General features: G+C 64.5%; 18 protein-coding genes and 1 riboswitch. Of the genes, 14 read left to right on the forward strand and 4 right to left on the reverse strand.

Annotated features, from left to right (window positions below; genetic code table 11):
• The first annotated feature begins 94 nt into the window (after positions 1–94).
• The 5 genes from JJC00_RS30045 to JJC00_RS30065 all read left to right on the forward strand — a co-directional run bounded on the left by JJC00_RS30045 (position 95) and on the right by JJC00_RS30065 (position 6,134).
• The gene (locus tag JJC00_RS30045; RefSeq protein ID WP_200469432.1) at positions 95–1,663 is read left to right on the forward strand and encodes a DUF4403 family protein; all 1,569 of its coding nucleotides are present in this window, start codon (positions 95–97) and stop codon (positions 1,661–1,663) included.
• 134 nt (positions 1,664–1,797) lie between these two features.
• Positions 1,798–2,907 carry an ABC transporter ATP-binding protein gene (locus JJC00_RS30050; RefSeq protein ID WP_200469433.1) on the forward strand — a complete coding sequence of 370 codons (1,110 nt, stop codon included), beginning with the start codon at positions 1,798–1,800 and terminating at the stop codon, positions 2,905–2,907.
• A 65-nt stretch (positions 2,908–2,972) separates the two neighbouring features.
• Positions 2,973–4,022 carry an ABC transporter substrate-binding protein gene (locus JJC00_RS30055; protein ID WP_200469434.1) on the forward strand — a complete coding sequence of 350 codons (1,050 nt, stop codon included), beginning with the start codon at positions 2,973–2,975 and terminating at the stop codon, positions 4,020–4,022.
• Between the two features lie 22 nt (positions 4,023–4,044).
• A complete protein-coding gene (locus JJC00_RS30060) occupies positions 4,045–5,307 on the forward strand; it encodes an ABC transporter permease (RefSeq protein WP_200469435.1) in 1,263 nt (420 codons plus the stop codon).
• Positions 5,304–6,134 (forward strand): ABC transporter permease, encoded by an 831-nt coding sequence (locus JJC00_RS30065; protein ID WP_200469436.1) that lies wholly within the window; start codon positions 5,304–5,306, stop codon positions 6,132–6,134. The genes JJC00_RS30060 and JJC00_RS30065 overlap by 4 nt, the downstream gene beginning before the upstream one ends.
• 40 nt (positions 6,135–6,174) lie before the next feature.
• Here the strand turns inward: JJC00_RS30065 and JJC00_RS38810 are convergent, their stop codons facing one another.
• From JJC00_RS38810 to JJC00_RS30080, 3 genes are all read right to left on the reverse strand, one after another.
• On the reverse strand, positions 6,175–6,609 hold the full coding sequence (locus JJC00_RS38810; protein ID WP_200469437.1) for a DUF3551 domain-containing protein: 435 nt from the start codon (positions 6,607–6,609) through the stop codon (positions 6,175–6,177).
• Positions 6,610–7,047: 438 nt separating this feature from the next.
• Positions 7,048–7,590, reverse strand: a complete 543-nt coding sequence (locus JJC00_RS30075; protein WP_200469438.1) for a PRC-barrel domain-containing protein — start codon at positions 7,588–7,590, stop codon at positions 7,048–7,050.
• 217 nt (positions 7,591–7,807) lie between these two features.
• Positions 7,808–8,383, reverse strand: coding sequence for a hypothetical protein (locus JJC00_RS30080; RefSeq protein WP_200469439.1), 576 nt, complete (start codon positions 8,381–8,383; stop codon positions 7,808–7,810).
• Between the two features lie 180 nt (positions 8,384–8,563).
• Here JJC00_RS30080 and JJC00_RS30085 point away from each other — a divergent pair, with 180 nt between their 5' ends.
• Together JJC00_RS30085 and JJC00_RS30090 are read left to right on the forward strand one after the other, a co-directional pair.
• The gene (locus tag JJC00_RS30085) at positions 8,564–9,304 is read left to right on the forward strand and encodes a response regulator (RefSeq protein ID WP_200469440.1); all 741 of its coding nucleotides are present in this window, start codon (positions 8,564–8,566) and stop codon (positions 9,302–9,304) included.
• 14 nt (positions 9,305–9,318) lie between these two features.
• Positions 9,319–10,644, forward strand: a complete 1,326-nt coding sequence (locus JJC00_RS30090) for an ATP-binding protein (RefSeq protein WP_200469441.1) — start codon at positions 9,319–9,321, stop codon at positions 10,642–10,644.
• A gap of 8 nt (positions 10,645–10,652) precedes the next feature.
• Here JJC00_RS30090 and JJC00_RS30095 read toward each other — a convergent pair whose 3' ends face one another.
• Positions 10,653–10,853: a hypothetical protein gene (locus JJC00_RS30095; protein ID WP_200469442.1), complete on the reverse strand. Its 201-nt coding sequence runs from the start codon at positions 10,851–10,853 to the stop codon at positions 10,653–10,655.
• A 233-nt stretch (positions 10,854–11,086) separates the two neighbouring features.
• On the opposite strand from JJC00_RS30095, the gene JJC00_RS30100 reads away from it, so the two are divergent.
• The 7 genes from JJC00_RS30100 (at position 11,087) to JJC00_RS30130 (ending at position 17,645) form a co-directional block, all read left to right on the forward strand.
• Positions 11,087–11,620, forward strand: a complete 534-nt coding sequence (locus JJC00_RS30100; protein WP_200469443.1) for a lytic transglycosylase domain-containing protein — start codon at positions 11,087–11,089, stop codon at positions 11,618–11,620.
• A gap of 136 nt (positions 11,621–11,756) precedes the next feature.
• A riboswitch (TPP riboswitch) is annotated at positions 11,757–11,885 on the forward strand.
• A complete protein-coding gene (locus tag JJC00_RS30105) occupies positions 11,873–12,883 on the forward strand; it encodes an FAD-dependent oxidoreductase (protein WP_200469444.1) in 1,011 nt (336 codons plus the stop codon). (Overlaps the previous riboswitch by 13 nt.)
• Entirely contained in the window at positions 12,874–13,071 is a 198-nt protein-coding gene (gene thiS, locus JJC00_RS30110; RefSeq protein ID WP_200469445.1) for a sulfur carrier protein ThiS, read from the forward strand. Before JJC00_RS30105 ends, thiS begins: the two co-directional genes overlap by 10 nt.
• A gap of 4 nt (positions 13,072–13,075) precedes the next feature.
• Positions 13,076–13,858, forward strand: coding sequence for a thiazole synthase (locus JJC00_RS30115; RefSeq protein ID WP_200469446.1), 783 nt, complete (start codon positions 13,076–13,078; stop codon positions 13,856–13,858).
• A complete protein-coding gene (locus JJC00_RS30120) occupies positions 13,845–14,453 on the forward strand; it encodes a thiamine phosphate synthase (RefSeq protein ID WP_200469447.1) in 609 nt (202 codons plus the stop codon). The genes JJC00_RS30115 and JJC00_RS30120 overlap by 14 nt, the downstream gene beginning before the upstream one ends.
• Positions 14,454–14,723: 270 nt before the next feature.
• Complete coding sequence (gene thiC, locus JJC00_RS30125) at positions 14,724–16,622, forward strand: phosphomethylpyrimidine synthase ThiC (RefSeq protein ID WP_200469448.1); 1,899 nt, start codon at positions 14,724–14,726, stop codon at positions 16,620–16,622.
• A 510-nt stretch (positions 16,623–17,132) separates the two neighbouring features.
• Positions 17,133–17,645 carry a mismatch-specific DNA-glycosylase gene (locus JJC00_RS30130; RefSeq protein WP_200469449.1) on the forward strand — a complete coding sequence of 171 codons (513 nt, stop codon included), beginning with the start codon at positions 17,133–17,135 and terminating at the stop codon, positions 17,643–17,645.
• Positions 17,646–17,655: the final 10 nt, after the last annotated feature.

The raw sequence follows: 17,655 nt of genomic DNA on the forward strand, positions 1-17,655 counted from the left end.
TTAACGGACTTGCCGCAATTCCACCCCATCGGTGCGCTCTAGCGCCGTCCTCGCCTGCCCTGTAAAACCCCCGTCGGGGTGGCTTGGGGGACTGATGCGTCTGACGTTGAACTTGAAGACTGTCCTGATCGCCGTTGCGGTGCTCGCGGCGTCGTTTTTCATCAGCTTGAAGGCGATGGATTGGCTGTCGCCGCGCGCGACCAATTCGGCGCCGCCGGTCGCGCAACTGCCGCCGCTGCCGCCGGTCTCGAAAAGCTCGATCGTGGTGGCGCCCGTGGCGATCGCGCTGTCGGCGATCCGGGACCAGGCCGAGAAGGCCTCACCGCGCAATTTCGCCGGCAAGGCCGAGAATCCGATCTCGCAGATCCTGCAGGACGCCGATATCGGCTGGACCGCCGCCCGCGGACCGATGGCGGCCACTGGCGACAAGGACGTGCTGACGCTGTCGACGCCGATCAGCGGCAAGCTGAACGTGACGGGGTCGTTGTCATCGAAGGCCACCGGCGCGCTCGGCGAGGCGCTCGGCAGCGTGCTCGGCGGCGACGCGGCAAAACGGATCGGCGCGGTCAACATCAAGAATTTGAACGCCAGCGCCGAGATCAAGGGCAATGTGGTCGTCACGTCGCGTCCAAAACTCGCGGCGGCCTGGCATCTCGAGCCCAATCTCGGCGCGCAGGTCAATCTCGGCGACACCAACCTCAACGTGGCCGGCGCCAAGGTCAACGTGCCGGCGCAGGTGAAGCCGCTGATCGACAAGACGGTCGGCGATCAGCTCAACGTCGTCTCCGAGCGTATCCGCAACGATCCCAGCCTGCGCGAGAACGCGAAGGTGCAGTGGGCCAAGGCCTGCCGCTCGATCCCGCTGCAAGGCGGCGGTTCCTCGGCCGCGCTGCCGCCGCTCTGGCTCGAGATGAAGCCGACCCGCGCGATCGCCGCGCAGCCGCGCGTCGACGCGCAGAACGTGACGCTGCTGCTCGGCCTGGAGGCCGAGACGCGCGTGACGTCGACGCAGACCAAGCCGGACTGCCCGTTCCCCGACAAGATCTCGATCGTGCCGCCGACCGGCACCGGCGTGAACATCGGCGTTCCCATCGATGTGCCCTTCACCGAGATCAACAAGCTGATCGCCGCACAGATGGTCGGCCACACCTATCCCGAGGACGGCTCCGGTCCAGTCGAGGTCACGGTGAAGAGCGTCAACGTCGTCCCCTCCGGCGAGCGGCTGCTGATCTCGCTCTTGGTGCGTGCCAAGGAGAAGAAGAGCTGGCTTGGGCTCGGCGCCGAGGCGACCGTGCACATCTGGGGCCGGCCGATGCTCGACCAGGCGCAGCAGACGCTGCGGCTCGCCGACATCCAGCTCGCGGTGGAGTCCGAGGCGGCCTTCGGTCTGCTCGGCGCAGCAGCCCGCGCGGTGGTGCCGCAGATGCAGCAGGCGCTGGTGCAGAAGGCGACGCTCGACCTGAAGCCGATCGCCGCCAACGCGCGCGAGAAGATCGCGGGCGTCATTGCCGACTTCCAGAAGAGCGAGGACGGCGTCAAGGTCGAGGCCAATATCAGCAGCCTCACGCTGGCCGACATCGCCTTCGATTCCAAGACGCTGCGCGTGGTCGCGGAAGCCGGCGGTACACTCAACGTGTACGTGACCAGGCTGTCGGGGATGTAGCACATCTTCGCGGCACCTGCCGCCCGCTATCTCGTCGCTTGCGCCGCTGGCATTCTCGTCGGAGGGTGCTAAGCTGTTTCTCCCAACCTCGAACGAGGTTGCTGACAGCATCGTAGGGGACACGCGAGGACAACATGGAAGCCGGCATGGTCACGCCTGCGCCGGCATTGGTGCGATTTTCCGGGATTCAGAAGACCTATGATGGCGAGCATCTCGTGGTGAAGAACCTCGATCTCGACATCAAAAAGGGCGAGTTCATCACCCTGCTCGGCCCGTCGGGCTCGGGCAAGACCACCACGCTGATGATGCTGGCTGGCTTCGAGGTTCCGACCCAGGGCGAGATCTATCTCGCCGACAGGGCGATCAAGAACATGCCGCCGCACAAGCGCGACATCGGCATGGTGTTCCAGAACTATGCCCTGTTTCCGCACCTGACGATCGAGGAGAACGTCGCCTTTCCGTTGTCCGTACGCAACGTCAACAAGGCGGAGACGCAAGCGCGCGTCAAGGCGGCGCTGCGCATGATCAAGATGGAGACCCTGGCGCAGCGGCGGCCCGGGCAACTGTCCGGCGGCCAGCAGCAGCGCGTGGCGCTGGCCCGCGCGCTGGTCTTCAACCCGCAGCTCGTGTTGATGGACGAGCCCCTGGGCGCCCTCGACAAGCGCCTGCGCGAACAGATGCAGCTGGAGATCAAGCAGCTGCACGAGACGATGGGCATCACCGTCGTCTATGTCACCCACGACCAGAGCGAAGCGCTCACCATGTCGGACCGGATCGCCGTGTTCAACGACGGCATCGTGCAGCAGATCGACAGGCCCGACGCGCTGTATGAGCAGCCGGTCAACAGCTTTGTCGCCAACTTCGTCGGCGAGAACAATGTGCTGGCCGGCACCGTGGAGACGATCGAGAAGGACTATTGCCGCGTCACGCTGGCGGCCGGCGGCTCCGTCATGGCACGTGCGGTCAACGTATCAGGCATAGGCGCATCGACGTCCCTGTCGGTGCGGCCGGAGCGGATCGCCATCATCCCTGATAGCGGCTCCAGCGACGAACCGAACCGGCTGCCGGCCAAGGTGCAGAACACCATCTATCTCGGTGACCACGCCTTGGCCGTGCTCGATGTCTCAGGGAACGCCGAGTTCATGGTCAAGCTTCAGCCGGGGGCACATGATAGCCTGAGGCATGGCGAGAATGTCTTCATCACCTTCCGCCCCGAGGACTGCCTCGCGCTCGATCCCGTCTGATCCCAACGCAAGCGAAGCTGCATCGATCACGTCAACGCAACGCAGATGAAGAAGGAACAAGGACCATGCTGAAGCGCAACATTGCTCTGGGTTTCGCCGCGGCGTTCAGCGCCAGCGCCGCGCTGGCCACGGTCGCGCAGGCGCGTGACCTCACCGTCGTGTCATGGGGCGGCGCCTATCAGGACGCCCAGAAGAAGGTCTATTTCGAGCCGTTCAAGAAGGCGGCCGGCATTGCCATGAACGACGAGTCCTGGGACGGCGGCGTCGGCGTGTTGCGCGCCAAGGTCCAGGGTGGCGCCGCCACCTGGGACGTCGTCCAGGTCGAGAGCGACGAGCTCGCGGTCGGCTGCGAGGAAGGCCTGTTCGAGAAGCTGGACTATTCCAAGATCGGCGGCGAGGCCGCTTACATCCAGCCGTCAGTCAATCCCTGCGGCGTCGGCGCCATCCTCTACGATTTCGTGCTCGGCTACGACAAGGACAAGCTGAAGGAAGCGCCCAAAGGCTGGGCCGACTTCTTCGACACCAAGAAGATTCCGGGCAAGCGCGCCCTGCGTCAGGGCCCGAAGACCACGCTGGAGATCGCCCTCATGGCCGACGGCGTCGCACCGAAGGACGTCTACAAGGTGCTGGCGACCGACGAAGGCGTCGATCGCGCGTTCAAGAAGCTGGATACCATCAAGGGCGACCTCGTCTGGTGGAAGGCCGGCGCCCAGCCGCCGCAACTGCTCGCCTCCGGCGAGGTGGCGATGACCTCGGTCTACAATGGCCGCATCGACACCGCGAACAAGAACGAGAAGAAGAACTTTGGCATGGTGTGGGACGGCGCGCTCTTCACCCTCGACAGCTGGGTCATCCTGAAGGGTAGCCCGAACAAGGACGCGGCCTACAAGTTCCTGGACTTCGCCGGCAAGGCGGAGAACCAGTCCAAATTGTCGGAGAACATTGCCTACGGCACCTCGAACAAGGACGCCGCCGCCCTGATCCAACCGGCCGTCCTGAAAGATCTGCCGACCGCGCCTGCCAACATCAAGAACGCGGTCGAGATCAACGTCGCCTTCTGGCTCGAGAACATCGACCGCCTGACCGAGCGCTTCAACAAATGGGCCGCGAAATAGCGTACCCTGCAAGGCTCGACAAATGACGGATGCGCTCCTGACCGGCGCCGATGCGTCGACCGAGGTGCCGCTCAAGCGCCGATTGAGGCGTGCGGAGCGGACACGCCAGGTCAAGGCGTTGGCGCTGGTGCTGCCGCTTCTCGTCTTCCTGCTCTTCACCTTCGCAGGCCCCATCGCCGGCATGCTGTGGCGCGCGGTCGATGACCGCGAGGTCCGCCAGGTTCTGCCGCAAACCGTGGTTGCGCTCGCCAATTGGGACGGCAAGGACCTGCCGGACGAAAAGGCCTACGCAGCGCTGGCAGGCGACATCCTGGCGGCGCGCGCCTCCGGCACCCTCGCCATCGCGGCCAAGCGGCTCAACTACGCCCTGAACGGCTTTCGCACGATCCTGACCAGCACCGCACGCAATCTGAAGGCAGCACCCGAGCCGGGCACCGCCAAGGAGACGCTGGGCAAGATCAACCCGGCCTGGCGCGAACGCACCACCTGGACGACGATCAGGGATGCCAGTGGCCCGGTGACCGGTTTCTACCTGCTGGCGGCGCTCGACCTGACGCGGAACGTGGACGGCGCGATCGTCGCAGCCTCGCCGGATCAGGCCATCTACCGCGATGTTTTCGCCCGCACCTTCCTCATCAGCATCAGTGTCACCGCGCTCTGCCTGATCCTTGGCTTCCCGGTCGCCTACCTGCTGGCGACCTTGCCGCCCGGCCGGTCGAACCTGCTGATGGTCTTCGTGCTGCTGCCATTCTGGACCTCGCTTCTGGTCCGCACCTGCGCCTGGATCGTGCTGCTGCAGAGCAGGGGCGTCGTCAACGACAGCCTGCACTGGCTTGGCATCATCGACGAGCCGCTGCGCCTGATCTACAACCGGTTCGGTGTCTGCGTGGCCATGACCCACGTGCTGCTGCCGTTCATGATCCTGCCGCTGTACAGCAGCATGAAGGCGATCTCGCCGGCTTACATGCGTGCCGCCGCCTCGCTCGGTGCACCACCCCTCACCGCCTTCCTGCGGATCTATTTGCCGCAAACCCTGCCCGGCATCGGCGCGGGAAGCCTGCTCGTCTTCATCCTGGCGCTCGGTTACTACATCACGCCGGCCCTCGTCGGCGGCGCCGCCGATCAGATGATCAGCTATTTCATCGCGCTCTACACCACCGAGACCGCCAATTGGGGTCTTGCCTCGGCGTTGGGCGCGGTGCTGCTGCTTGCCACTATTCTGCTCGCTCTCGTCTACGGCAAGCTGGTGCAGGGCCAGCAGGTCACGGGAGGGATGAAGAATTGAGCGACCACTCTTCCCTCCGCACGCCCAGCCAGCGCATCGCGTGGACCGCCACCATCGTCATCTCGACGCTGGTGTTCATCTTCCTGATCACACCCATCCTGGCGATCATGCCGCTGTCCTTCAGCTCAGGATCGTATCTCACCTATCCGCTGCCCGGCCTATCCTTGCGCTGGTACGACGATTTCATCAATTCGCCGCGCTGGATGAATTCGCTGAAGAACAGCATGATCATCGGCGTCGCTTCGACCCTGCTGTCGATGGTTTTGGGCACGCTGGCCGCGCTGGGGCTGGCGCAATGGAAGAGCCGGTTCAAGCCGCTGGTGCTGGCTTTCGTGCTGTCGCCGGTGGTCGTGCCCGGCGTCATCACCGCGGTCGGTCTGTATTTCTTCTTCGCGCCGATCGGACTGACCGGCAGCTATCTCGGCTTGATCCTGGCTCACACGGCGCTTGCGACGCCCTTTGTGGTGATCACGGTCGGCGCGACGCTGCAGAGCTTCGACACCAATCTGGCGCGCGCCGCTGCCTCCCTTGGCGCCTCGCCGCTCGATGCGTTCCGCCGCGTAATCCTGCCGCTGATCCTGCCGGGGCTCGCGTCGGGCGCGCTGTTCGCCTTCGCGACCAGCTTCGACGAGGTGGTGATCGTGCTGTTCATGGCAGGGCCAGAGCAGCGCACCCTGCCGCGCGAGATGTTCAGCGGCATCCGCGAGAACATCAGCCCGACCATCACGGCCGCGGCGGTGATTTTGACGACAGTCTCGGTCATCCTCCTCGCCACCCTGGAAGGCCTGCGCCGACGCAACGAACGGCTCAAGGGCAGCAGCGCCTGAGCGGCCGCGCTCTTCTACCCTCCACCCTTCGGCCTGTCCGTCACATGTATCGTCTCACGCTGTCGAGAAATCGTTGTTTCTCGCCGGGCGCGTAACCTTGGGAAGCTCCATAATACGGTTCATCGTATTGATTGTACGGTGCGGACCGGGAGTGGATCCGCGGCGCAGGTGGCGCGTACGACCTGATCTCGGCGGGCGCGGGCGATCTTGATCCGACTTGGCGAGAATGATGCCGATTGCTCCCTCTCACCGGCGCCGTCGCACCAGCGTAATACGGGTTGAGGACGCACATCTGACCGTTGGCCGACGCCCTGCATTGGTCCATCGTCGTGTAGCTGCATCTATAGTAAGGGGTGGCTCCGAATGAGACGACGTACAGGCAAACGGGAAAAGCCGGATCATATCTCTGAGCCCGGGCGTGCCCTGCTGTTAAGACGATACCTATCGTCAAAATCGTCAAAGCCAATGTGCGCATTGGAACCTCCTCCAAGTCGTTACAACACTGGGCCCACTCAGATCGCAAGCAGTATTGGTCCAAGTCAATGCTCACGGAATAGGTTCATGCGCGTGCCGTGAGAGGCCGCGCCAGTCTTGCGCGAGGAGCCTTCTGAATCGCGCGGAAGTCAGACATCCCACGCGCACCCTCTCGCCGCTTCGCGGCGCCTAAGATTAACACCGTCGCGCCCTACTTATTCTCGATCTTTTCCACTTGTCCCTGTGGGACCTCAACAAGCTGATCGCCACCGTGCCCGGCGACGAAGCCTTCCGTCCGCTCGACAAGGGCGGCTGCCCGCTGGTGAAAGAACGAAGAATCCTCTCCCTCTCCCCGCAAGCGGGGCGAGGTAAGAAGAGACACGACAGCGCGCCCGGTGAAAACCGGGCGCGCTTCGTTGAGGCCGTCACGCGAGCCGCATTACTCCGAGTACTTGAACTCGGGCATGTTCTTCAGCTCGTCCTTGGACGCGTTGAACACGGCGTGGTCCGGATACCATTTCGAGCCCGACGGCGCCGTCGTGGCCGTCTTGTCGGTGCCGGTCGCAGCGCCGGTGGTGGTGGTCGACTTGCTCATGGTGCCGGGGGCGCCCGGAGCCCCGCCGGTGCCGGTGCCGGTATAGGCCACCGCCTCATTGACGAACTTCAGCTTCTCGTACGGCACGGCAACGAGATGCTCGCCCATGCCGAGGAAGCCGCCGACGCCGATCACCGCGATCTTCACGGCACCGCTCTTGTCCATCAGCAGGTCGTTGATCGAGCCGATGTTCTCGTTGGCCTCGTTATAGATCTTCACGCCCGCCATCTTCGAGGCGCGCCATTCGCCCGACGCGGTCGTGGTTGTGCTCGTCGCGCTGGCCGCGGGTGGCGACTTGTCGGTGGTGGAGGTCGGGTTTTGCGCGAACGCAACGGTCGCAAGCAAAGCCGTGCCGGCAAGGCCGGCGGCGATCGATTTCATCAACATGGTTGTCCTCTCCTTCAGCAGAAACTTATGCGGAGAGAACAGCCACGATCACGTGCAGTTCCTGAGCTGCGGCAATTTCGTTGCGCCATTGCGGCGCTGCATTGCGAAGGAGGTTCCTGCGTCGCCTAGGAACGGTTTGCGGTTCCCCGCCGACGATCATGCGCCCTGGGTGAAGCACGATCGCGGCGAGGAACGCGCCGACCCGCGTCGCTCAGGGTCAGCTCTTGTAGTCGATCAGCAGCGCCGAAAAATCCGAACTGCTCGAGGAGCTGGTCGTGCCGTTCGCACCGTAGGACGAGCTCGAGGACTGCGACTGCTGCAGCGCCTGGAGGAATTGCTCGAGGATCTTGGCCGTGCCGCTATCGGTCGAGCTGCTGCTGGCCGTCTGGCCCGTCGACGACGCGGAATCCGAGGAGCCGTCATCCGACGGCGGCGGACCGGGAGGCGGGCCACCCGTGCCGCCGGGACCGCCGGGCCCTTTGGAGAAGGCGGACTGAAACACGCCCTTCAATTCGTCGGCCTGGTCTGACGTCAGCGTCCCGTTCGAAACCTTGGTGGAGATGAGATCGTCGATCTTCGATTTCAGCCCGTCCTTGGACGGCCTGGTGCCGCCGGACTGATCGCTGGAGCGGCTCTGCTGGAGCGCCGTGTCGACGTCTTGCAGGGCGGTCGTGAGCGCGGACTGGTCCGACGACGAGATCGTCCCGTCGGACACTTCCGATTGCAATTCCTGCTGCAGCTTTTGCAGCGGCGACTGGTGATTGCTGGCGGAGGCCGCCGAAATCGAGGTCATGATGGCTCCGTGGGTTTACGGGATTTCTTGCACTTCCACGCCACGGTATGGGTTAACGGGCTTAACGAGACCTTGCCGTATGACTACGCGGTGGTTGCGGGGTGTTGCGGGAATACATTCGGAAACAATCTGAAACAAAAATCTTCGCCTTTTGGCCCGAATCTTGGACAAACAAAGCTCATGGCCAACCCTTCTCCCAACATTCTGGTCGTCGAGGACGACCGCGAAACCCGGACGTTGATTGCGAAATATCTCCGCAACAACTCCTGCAACGTGACCGCTGTGAGCGACGGCCGCGAGATGTCGCGTGCCATGGCCGACCACCGCGTTGATCTCATCATCCTCGACGTCATGCTGCCGGGCGAGGACGGTCTCAGCCTGTGCCGTAAGGTGCGCGCCGAGGCACAGACGCCGATCATCATGCTGACCGCGCGCGGCGAGGACGTCGACCGCATCGTCGGCCTCGAGATGGGCGCGGATGATTATCTACCGAAGCCGTTCAACCCGCGCGAGCTGCTCGCCCGCATCAACGCCGTGCTGCGGCGTCAGGCCTCCGCACAGGCAGCGAGCTCGATCGAGGGCGCCTCCACGCTCGCCTTCGAAGGCTGGCGCATCGACCTGCGGCTGCGCGAGCTGCGCAATCCGGAAGGCGCGCGCGTCGCGGTGACCAGCGCCGAGTTCGACCTGCTCCGCACGTTCTGCGAGCGTCCCGGCCGCGTGCTGTCGCGCGACAGCCTGCTCGACCTCACGCAGGGCCGCAACGCCGGCTCGTTCGAACGCTCCATCGACGTGCTGGTCAGCCGCATCCGCCGCAAGATCGAGCCCAATCCGGCCGATCCCAGCATCATCAAGACGGTGCGTTCCGGCGGTTATTTGTTTACGCCCAGAACGGAAGCGGTTACGACGCCCCTGAGCAACTGACAGGGCGTGCGACGATGAGACCGTTCGGGTTCTTCCACCTCAAGGGCATCGGCGGCCAGATCGCCGCGCTGGTGCTGGCCTCGACCGTCGCGCTGCATCTCGTCGTCACCGCCGCCTTCCTGATCAGCCGGCCCGACCGTCCGGACGCGCCACCGGACGGCGCGCCCCAATTGATGGATGCAGCGCTGCTGCTCGGCTCGGCCGAGCCCGACGACCGGCCGCGCCTCATCGCAGATCTCGCACGCGCGTTCCCCAAGCTCAACATCGAGATATCAGCGCCTGATACGGCGACGGTGGTCGAGGACAGCGAAAGCCAGCACCTGCACGGGCTGCGCCGCCATCTCGGCCGCGGCTACAAGGTGGTGCAGCTTGCGCCCGAGGGCGGCGCCCGCCGCATCGGCGTCGAATTGCCTGACGGCACCATGATCGCGGGCCATGTCGAGAACGGTCCGCGTCCGTGGTTCTGGGGCGCGCCGTGGCTGGTGACGCTGATGACGGCCTTCATCTGCATCAGCGTGCTCGGCCTGTGGGCGGCGCGCGCGCTGGCGACGCCGTTGTCGTCCTTTGCCAAGGCCGCCGAGAATTTCAGCCTGGACGGCGCCGCCGAGCCGTTGCCCGAGCGCGGCCCGGAGGAGATCCGCTCGGTGGCCCGCGCGCTCAACCGCATGCATGAGCGGATCGCGCGGCTGATGTCGGATCGCACCCGCATGCTGGCTGCGATCAGCCACGATCTGCGCACGCCGATCACGCGGCTGCGCCTGCGCGCCGAGTTCATCGAGGACGAGGGCAACCGCAAGCGCATGCTGATCGATCTCGACCAGATGCGCTCGATGCTGGAAAGCGTGCTGTCGCTGCTGCGCAACGACCGCAAGATCGAAGCCGTGACGCTGGTCGATATCGCCAGCACGCTGCAGCTGATCGCCGATCAGTTCGGCGACATGGGCCATGTCGTGCACTATGACGGCCCGTCATCGGCGACCGCCGCGGCGCGTCCCGACGATCTGCATCGCGGCATCACCAACCTGGTCGAGAACGCGGTGCGCTTCGGCGCCGAGGTGACGATCCGCCTCGATGTATCAGGCACGAGTTTCTTCATCGACGTCGAGGATGACGGCCCCGGCATTTCCGATGCGCGCAAGCAGGAGATGTTGGAGCCGTTCGTGCGCGGCGACGATGCGCGCACCATGGACGATTCCACCGGCTTCGGTCTCGGTCTGTCGATCGCACGCGCGATCGCGCTCGCCCATGGCGGCGAGCTGTCGCTGCACGACCGCCAGCCGCACGGGCTGATTGTGCGGATGCAATTGCCGGTGTGGCAGCAGCCGCGGCTGGCCGCGTAAGTCGCCGCTTAAGCGGCGAGCGGCGGGTGCTCGATCGCGGGCTTGTCGAAGATCGCCACCGCCTCGAAGCAATAGCCGCAGGCCTGGCACTTCCAGAGATAGGAAACGCGGCCTTCTCCCGGCTCGATCCAATCCGGGAACGGGATCGGCGTGCCGCATTGGGCACACGGGTTCTGCATGGGGATGTCGTCGATGTGTGCTCTGGTCATGGACGTCCTCCCGAAATGCCGTTTCTGACTTGCAGTTTTTGGGCGAAGGCGCGCGAATGAACAGGCCTGCTGTCGCGCAACGCGCTCCGCCAGTGTTGCTGTTAACCCAGGTTTAAGTCGCAAAAACGACGAGACAGCCAAAATCGCCGATGGCGGCGTTTCGCCACATCATCGCCGCGTTCCCACGGCCTAACGCGCACGGGCGCAGGTCCGTTCTGCCGAGGAACATTTCGATGAAAATTTTTCGTATTGCCGTGTTCGTCGCGGCCGGACTGGTGTCGCCGCAGGCCGCATTCGCCGGCCAGGCCGACTATGCCGAGATGGTCGCCATGCATGCGCGTGCCAACGGCGTGCCGGAGGCGCTGGTGCATCGCGTCATCATGCGCGAGAGCCGCTATCAGCCTGGTCTGGTCGGCCGTGGCGGCACCATCGGCATGATGCAGATCAAGCTCGCGACCGCCCGCGGCCTCGGCTACACCGGCGATGCCGCCGGCCTGCGCGACCCCGACACCAATCTCACCTATGCGGTGAAATATCTCGCCGGCGCCTACCGTGCCGCCAACGGCGACCACGACCGAGCCGTGCGTTATTTCGCGGGCGGCTATTACTACGCTGCAAAGCGGCAGCGCCAGCAGATGGTGCAACAGGCGAGCTTCGAGCCTCAGCTCGAGCCGAACGGCAATCCGCAGCCGATATTCGGCACGTTGCCGCACAGGAAGCTCGCCCAGCGCGTCCGCAACGCCCGGGCGCAGGTTCCTCACGATTGAACGTCATTCCGGGACGGCGCGCCAGCGACGAACTATGGTGCGCAATTGCGCACCTGAGGTTCGGTCCTGCGGACCACCCCGGAATGACTGCCCTGTGGCTAACGCGTTGACACCAGCCGTCACTGGCCTACATTAGAGCCGTTCCGAGGGGTGCTCCGAGGAGGAGCTGAGATACCGCTAAATGGGCAAACCTGCCCAGGACCGCGGTGACCCTTTGAACCTGATCCGGGTCATGCCGGCGAAGGGACAGGGATGTTGCAGACGACCAGACGACCGGATTCTCCGGTATCCATCATCGGCGCAGGCATAGCCGGAGCCTGGCAGGCGCTGTTGTTCGCGCAGGCCGGCCATGCCGTGACGTTACACGAGCGCGGTGACGCGGCCATGACCGGCGCCACCAGCCATTGGGCCGGCGGCATGCTCGCGCCCTGGTGCGAGGCGGAGGTCGCCGAACCCATCATCAGCCGCCTCGGCCTGCGCTCCCTCGATATCTGGCGGCGCGAGCTGCCGGATATCCCGTTCAACGGCTCGCTCGTCGTCGCCCATCCGCGCGAGCGCAACGACTTTGAGCGCTTTGCGCGGATGACCGAGGGCCACCGCCGGCTCGATGCCACGGCTCTTGCCGGGATCGAACCGTCGCTGGAAGGCCGTTTCCGCGAGGCGCTGTTCTTCCCCACCGAGGGCCATGTCGAGCCGCGCCGCGTGCTGCCGAAGCTGCATGAGCGCATCGTTGCGGCCGGCGGCGCCATCAAGTTCGGCAGCGACGTCACCGCGAAAGATCTCGACGGCATCGTGATCGACTGCCGCGGCCTCGGCGCGCGCGAGGAGCAACCTGAGCTTCGCGGCGTCAAGGGCGAGATGATTTTGATCGAGACCAGCGAGGTGCAGCTGGCACGTCCGGTGCGGCTGATCCATCCGCGCTGGCCGCTCTACGTGATTCCGCGCGAGGCCGGCTTGTTCATGCTCGGCGCCACCTCGATCGAGGCCGAGGACACCGGCGTCAGCGTGCGCTCGGCGCTGGAGCTGCTCGGTGCGGCCTATGCGGTGCATCCGGCCTTCGGCGAGGCCCGCATCGTCGAGTTCGGCTCGGGCCTTCGGCCTGCGTATCCCGACAATCTGCCACGCATCGGCGTGCGCGGCAGCAAGATCAGCGTCAACGGGCTCTACCGCCACGGCTTCCTGCTCGCCCCGGCCCTCGCCGAGCTGACGCTTTCCTATGTCGAGCGCGGCCAGATCGACAATGAGGTGATGCAATGCTTGTGATCATCAACGGCGAGCAGCGCGAGGTGAATTCGGCCAGCGTCGACGCGCTGCTCATCGAGCTCGACTACGAGGGCACGCATTTCGCCATCGCGCTCAATTACGACGTCGTGCCGAAGAGCCGCTGGGCAGAGACCCATCTCAAGGCCGGCGACGAGATCGAGATCATCACACCGCGGCAGGGAGGGTGAGGACATGGTGACCTTCTACGGCAAGCAATTCACCTCCCGCCTGCTCATCGGCAGCGCCCTCTATCCCTCGCCTGCGATCATGCAAGAGGCGATCCGCGCCTCCGGCTCGAACATCGTCACGGTATCGCTGCGGCGCGAATCCGCCGGCGGCAAGACCGGGGACGCATTCTGGAAGCTGATCCGCGAGCTCGACGTCGCCGTGCTGCCGAACACCGCCGGCTGCCGCAGCGTGCGCGAGGCGGTGACCACGGCAAAACTCGCGCGCGAATTGTTCGGCACCTCCTGGATCAAGCTCGAAGTCATCGCCGACAACGACACGCTGCAGCCCGACGTCGTCGGCCTGGTCGAGGCCTCGGCCATCCTGATCAAGGACGGCTTTGAGGTCTTCCCCTATTGCACGGAAGACCTCTCGGTCGCGAACCGGCTGGTCGATGCCGGCTGCAAGGTGGTGATGCCATGGGCCGCGCCGATCGGCAGCGCGAAAGGCATCACGAACCGCGACGCGCTGAAGCTGCTGCGCGAACGTCTGCCCGACATCACGCTAGTGGTCGACGCCGGCATCGGCGCGCCCTCGCATGCCGCCGAAGCGCTCGAGCTCGGCTATGACGCCGTGCTGCTCAACACGGCGATCGCAAAGGCCGCCGATCCCGTCGCCATGGCCAACGCCTTCCGCCTCGGCATCGATGCCGGCCGCACCGCTTTTGAAGCCGGGCTGATGAACGCCCGCGATTTCGCCTCCCCCTCCACCCCTGTCGTTGGGACCCCGTTCTGGCATGCCGTATCCTGATCGCTTCTATCCCGTCGTCGACAGCCTCAAATGGGTCGAGCGGCTGACCAAGCTCGGCGTCGGCACCATTCAGCTGCGCGCGAAAGAGCTCAACGACGCCGAGGCACTGCAGATCGTCACCGACGCGCTGGCGATCACGAACGGCACGCAAGCCAAGCTGGTCGTGAACGACTATTGGCGCGCGGCGATCGTCGCCGGCGCAAAATATCTGCATCTCGGCCAGGAGGATCTGGCGGACGCCGACCTCAAGGCGATCCGCGAGGCCGGCCTGTCGCTCGGCGTCTCCACGCATGACGACGCGGAGCTTGAGACCGCGCTCGCCGCCAAGCCTGACTACGTCGCGCTCGGTCCGATCTTCTTCACCACGCTGAAATCGATGCGGTTCGAACCGCAGGGCATTCCAAAGATCACGGAATGGAAGAAGCGCGTAGGCCACATCCCGCTGGTCGCGATCGGCGGCATCAAGTTCGAGCACGCCGCGGAGATTTTTGCCGCCGGCGCCGATTCCATCGCCGTCGTCAGCGACGTCACCCAAAATGCCGACCCGGATGCGCGGGTGCGGCAGTGGCTTGGCCAGTCGAAGGAGGCTGCGTGATGCGCACACTCTCTCCACACCGTCATTGCGAGGAGCACTTGCGACGAAGCAATCCAGACTATCTCCGCAGAGAGATTCTGGATTGCTTCGCTGCGCTCGCAATGACGGAGCAAGACCTTTCGATCCGTCACCCTGAGGTGGCCGCCTCTTCGGCGGCCCTCGAAGGGCGACGGCCCGGCTCGTTCATCCTTCGAGGCGCGCAAGTGCGCGCACCTCAGGATGACGAGATTGAAATTGCACCCAGGAATTAAAGAGTAACCGGAGGATCCCATGAACATCCGCTCCAACCCCGACAAGACCGTTCCCGCCGTCACTACCGGCCCGCTGCCGTCCTCGCGAAAGATCTTCGCCTCGCCCGACGCTGCGCCCGACCTGCGCGTGCCCTTGCGCGAGATCATCCTGTCCGAAGGCGCGGGCGAGCCGAACCTGCCGGTCTACGACACCTCGGGCCCCTATACCGATCCGTCCGTGACCATCGACGTCAACGCCGGCCTCGCCCGCGACCGCAAGGCCTGGGTGTTGGAGCGCGGCGGCGTCGAGGAATATGACGGGCGCCAGATCAAGCCGGAGGACAATGGCAGCGTCTCCGCCGACAAGGCCGCGCGCTCCTTCGCCGCCTATCACAAGCCGCTGCGCGGCCTCGACGGCCACAAGATTACCCAGCTCGAATTCGCCCGCGCCGGCATCATCACCAAGGAGATGATCTACGTCGCCGCCCGCGAAAATCTCGGCCGCAAGCAGCGGCTCGAGCGCGCCGAAGCAGCACTCGCCGACGGCGAAAGCTTCGGCGCGGAAGTCCCCGCCTTCATCACCCCGGAGTTCGTGCGCTCTGAGATCGCGCGCGGCCGCGCCATCATCCCCTCCAACATCAATCACTCAGAACTCGAGCCGATGATCATCGGCCGCAACTTCCTGACCAAGATCAATGCCAATATCGGCAACTCGGCGGTGACCTCGTCGGTCGAGGAAGAGGTCGAGAAGATGGTGTGGGCGATCCGCTGGGGCGCCGACACCGTGATGGACCTCTCCACCGGCCGCAACATCCACACCACCCGCGAATGGATCTTGCGCAACGCGCCGGTGCCGATCGGCACCGTTCCGATTTATCAGGCGCTGGAGAAGTGCAACGGCGACCCGGTGCAGCTGACCTGGGAGCTCTACAAGGACACGCTGATCGAGCAGTGCGAGCAGGGCGTCGACTATTTCACCATCCACGCCGGCGTGCGCCTGCAATATATCCACCTCACCGCCAGCCGCGTCACCGGCATCGTCAGCCGCGGCGGCTCGATCATGGCGAAGTGGTGCCTGGCGCATCACAAGGAAAGCTTCCTCTACACGCATTTCGACGAGATCTGCGACCTCATGCGCAAGTATGACGTCTCGTTCTCGCTCGGCGACGGCCTGCGCCCCGGCTCGATCGCCGACGCCAATGACCGCGCGCAGTTTGCGGAACTCGAGACGCTCGGCGAGCTCACCAAGATTGCGTGGGACAAGGGTTGCCAGGTCATGATCGAAGGCCCCGGCCACGTGCCGATGCACAAGATCAAGATCAACATGGACAAGCAGCTGAAAGAATGCGGCGAAGCGCCGTTCTACACGCTTGGACCGCTGACCACCGACATCGCGCCGGGCTACGACCACATCACCTCGGGCATCGGTGCCGCCATGATCGGCTGGTTCGGCTGCGCCATGCTCTGCTACGTCACGCCGAAGGAGCATCTCGGCCTGCCCGATCGTAACGATGTCAAGACCGGCGTCATCACCTACAAGATCGCCGCGCATGCGAGCGATCTCGCCAAGGGCCACCCGGCCGCCCAGCTGCGTGACGACGCGCTCTCCCGCGCCCGTTTCGACTTCCGCTGGACCGACCAGTTTAACCTCGGTCTCGACCCTGATACCGCCAAGAACTTCCACGACGAGACCCTGCCGAAGGAAGCCCACAAGGTCGCCCATTTCTGCTCGATGTGCGGACCAAAGTTCTGCTCGATGAAGATCACGCAGGACGTGCGGGATTACGCCGCGACGCTGAATGATCCGAACTCGGTGGGCATGTCGATGAGCGGCACCGCCGAGGACGGCATGGCCAGGATGAGCGCGAAGTTCAAGGAGATGGGCTCAAGCGTGTATCTGGATGCGGAGAAGGTGAAGGAGAGTAATCGGGTGCTGTGAGCGACAGCGCCGACGCTTTCCCAACCTGCCTTGGATTAGTTTTAGCATCGGAGGACGTGTAGAGGCCGGGCGAGAGCCTGGCCTCTTTATCCTTTGGCAAAGATTTAAGCTAGCAGAGCGCTATGAGGACGAGCGTCCGGCGCTAGTCCGGGGATAGGTTTTTGGCTCTTTAGGCGCGTCGATCTTGGTACTCTTGTTCCGTGAGGTCTTCCAACTCTTGGTCACCCATTGAAAAGGACCAGGTGGTCCTCTTCGTAGTCGCGTCATTTTGGCGCCCCCCGAGAAACCACCAGGATCTGAATTCCGGATTATCGTAGATCGACGGAACATCGCCGTTCTCGAACACCAGATCGAGCCGGTCCTTACTGATGGTCCGCGCTTCGACTATTTTGGTCCGTAGAATTCGATCGATATTGAGAGATTTTTGAGTGCCGTAGCCCGGATAAGCGTAGCGACATCCGGCGTCTTTGTCGCTCCGCTCATGCGGGTCAATGCCTGGGACAAATGAAGTTGCCCGATTCCTCCCCTCACCGCCTCCCCGACCAGCTCCGCCCCAACCTCCGCCTCGTCTTTGTCGGCACCGCCGCCTCTACGCGCTCGGCCGAACTCGGGCACTACTACGCCCATCCCGGCAACCGCTTCTGGCGCGCGATCCATGAGGCCGGCATCACGCCGCGGCGCTATCAGCCAAGCGAATTCGCAGGCTTGATCGAGCTCGGGATCGGCTTCACCGATCTCTCCAAGTCGGGCGCCGGGATGGATCATCAGATCGCGCGTGAGGCGATCGACGTGCCGGGGTTCAAGGCCAAGATCGATATCTATCAGCCGCGGACGATTGCGTTCACGAGCAAGAAGGCGGCGAGCTTGTTTTATGGCAGGCCGTCGAGCGGGATTTCGCTGGGGCGGCAGCCGCGCGATGAGAGCTGGCCGGAGGTATTCGTGCTGCCATCGCCGTCGGGGGCGGCGTCGGGGCATTGGACGCTGGAGCCGTGGCGGGATCTGGCGAAGTGGATTGCTGCGTAGGGTGGATTAG

The organism is Bradyrhizobium diazoefficiens, from assembly GCF_016616885.1.
Lineage (GTDB): Bacteria > Pseudomonadota > Alphaproteobacteria > Rhizobiales > Xanthobacteraceae > Bradyrhizobium > Bradyrhizobium diazoefficiens_F.

Coding starts and splice junctions, on each gene's coding strand:
- JJC00_RS38810 (WP_200469437.1), bottom strand. CDS start 6,609: ATGCGCACATTGGCTTTGACGATTTTGACGATAGGTATCGTCTTAACA.
- JJC00_RS30055 (WP_200469434.1), top strand. CDS start 2,973: ATGCTGAAGCGCAACATTGCTCTGGGTTTCGCCGCGGCGTTCAGCGCC.
- JJC00_RS30100 (WP_200469443.1), top strand. CDS start 11,087: ATGAAAATTTTTCGTATTGCCGTGTTCGTCGCGGCCGGACTGGTGTCG.
- thiS (WP_200469445.1), top strand. CDS start 12,874: ATGCTTGTGATCATCAACGGCGAGCAGCGCGAGGTGAATTCGGCCAGC.
- JJC00_RS30115 (WP_200469446.1), top strand. CDS start 13,076: ATGGTGACCTTCTACGGCAAGCAATTCACCTCCCGCCTGCTCATCGGC.
- JJC00_RS30085 (WP_200469440.1), top strand. CDS start 8,564: ATGGCCAACCCTTCTCCCAACATTCTGGTCGTCGAGGACGACCGCGAA.
- thiC (WP_200469448.1), top strand. CDS start 14,724: ATGAACATCCGCTCCAACCCCGACAAGACCGTTCCCGCCGTCACTACC.
- JJC00_RS30105 (WP_200469444.1), top strand. CDS start 11,873: ATGTTGCAGACGACCAGACGACCGGATTCTCCGGTATCCATCATCGGC.
- JJC00_RS30080 (WP_200469439.1), bottom strand. CDS start 8,383: ATGACCTCGATTTCGGCGGCCTCCGCCAGCAATCACCAGTCGCCGCTG.
- JJC00_RS30060 (WP_200469435.1), top strand. CDS start 4,045: ATGACGGATGCGCTCCTGACCGGCGCCGATGCGTCGACCGAGGTGCCG.
- JJC00_RS30045 (WP_200469432.1), top strand. CDS start 95: ATGCGTCTGACGTTGAACTTGAAGACTGTCCTGATCGCCGTTGCGGTG.
- JJC00_RS30075 (WP_200469438.1), bottom strand. CDS start 7,590: ATGTTGATGAAATCGATCGCCGCCGGCCTTGCCGGCACGGCTTTGCTT.
- JJC00_RS30120 (WP_200469447.1), top strand. CDS start 13,845: ATGCCGTATCCTGATCGCTTCTATCCCGTCGTCGACAGCCTCAAATGG.
- JJC00_RS30095 (WP_200469442.1), bottom strand. CDS start 10,853: ATGACCAGAGCACACATCGACGACATCCCCATGCAGAACCCGTGTGCC.
- JJC00_RS30050 (WP_200469433.1), top strand. CDS start 1,798: ATGGAAGCCGGCATGGTCACGCCTGCGCCGGCATTGGTGCGATTTTCC.
- JJC00_RS30090 (WP_200469441.1), top strand. CDS start 9,319: ATGAGACCGTTCGGGTTCTTCCACCTCAAGGGCATCGGCGGCCAGATC.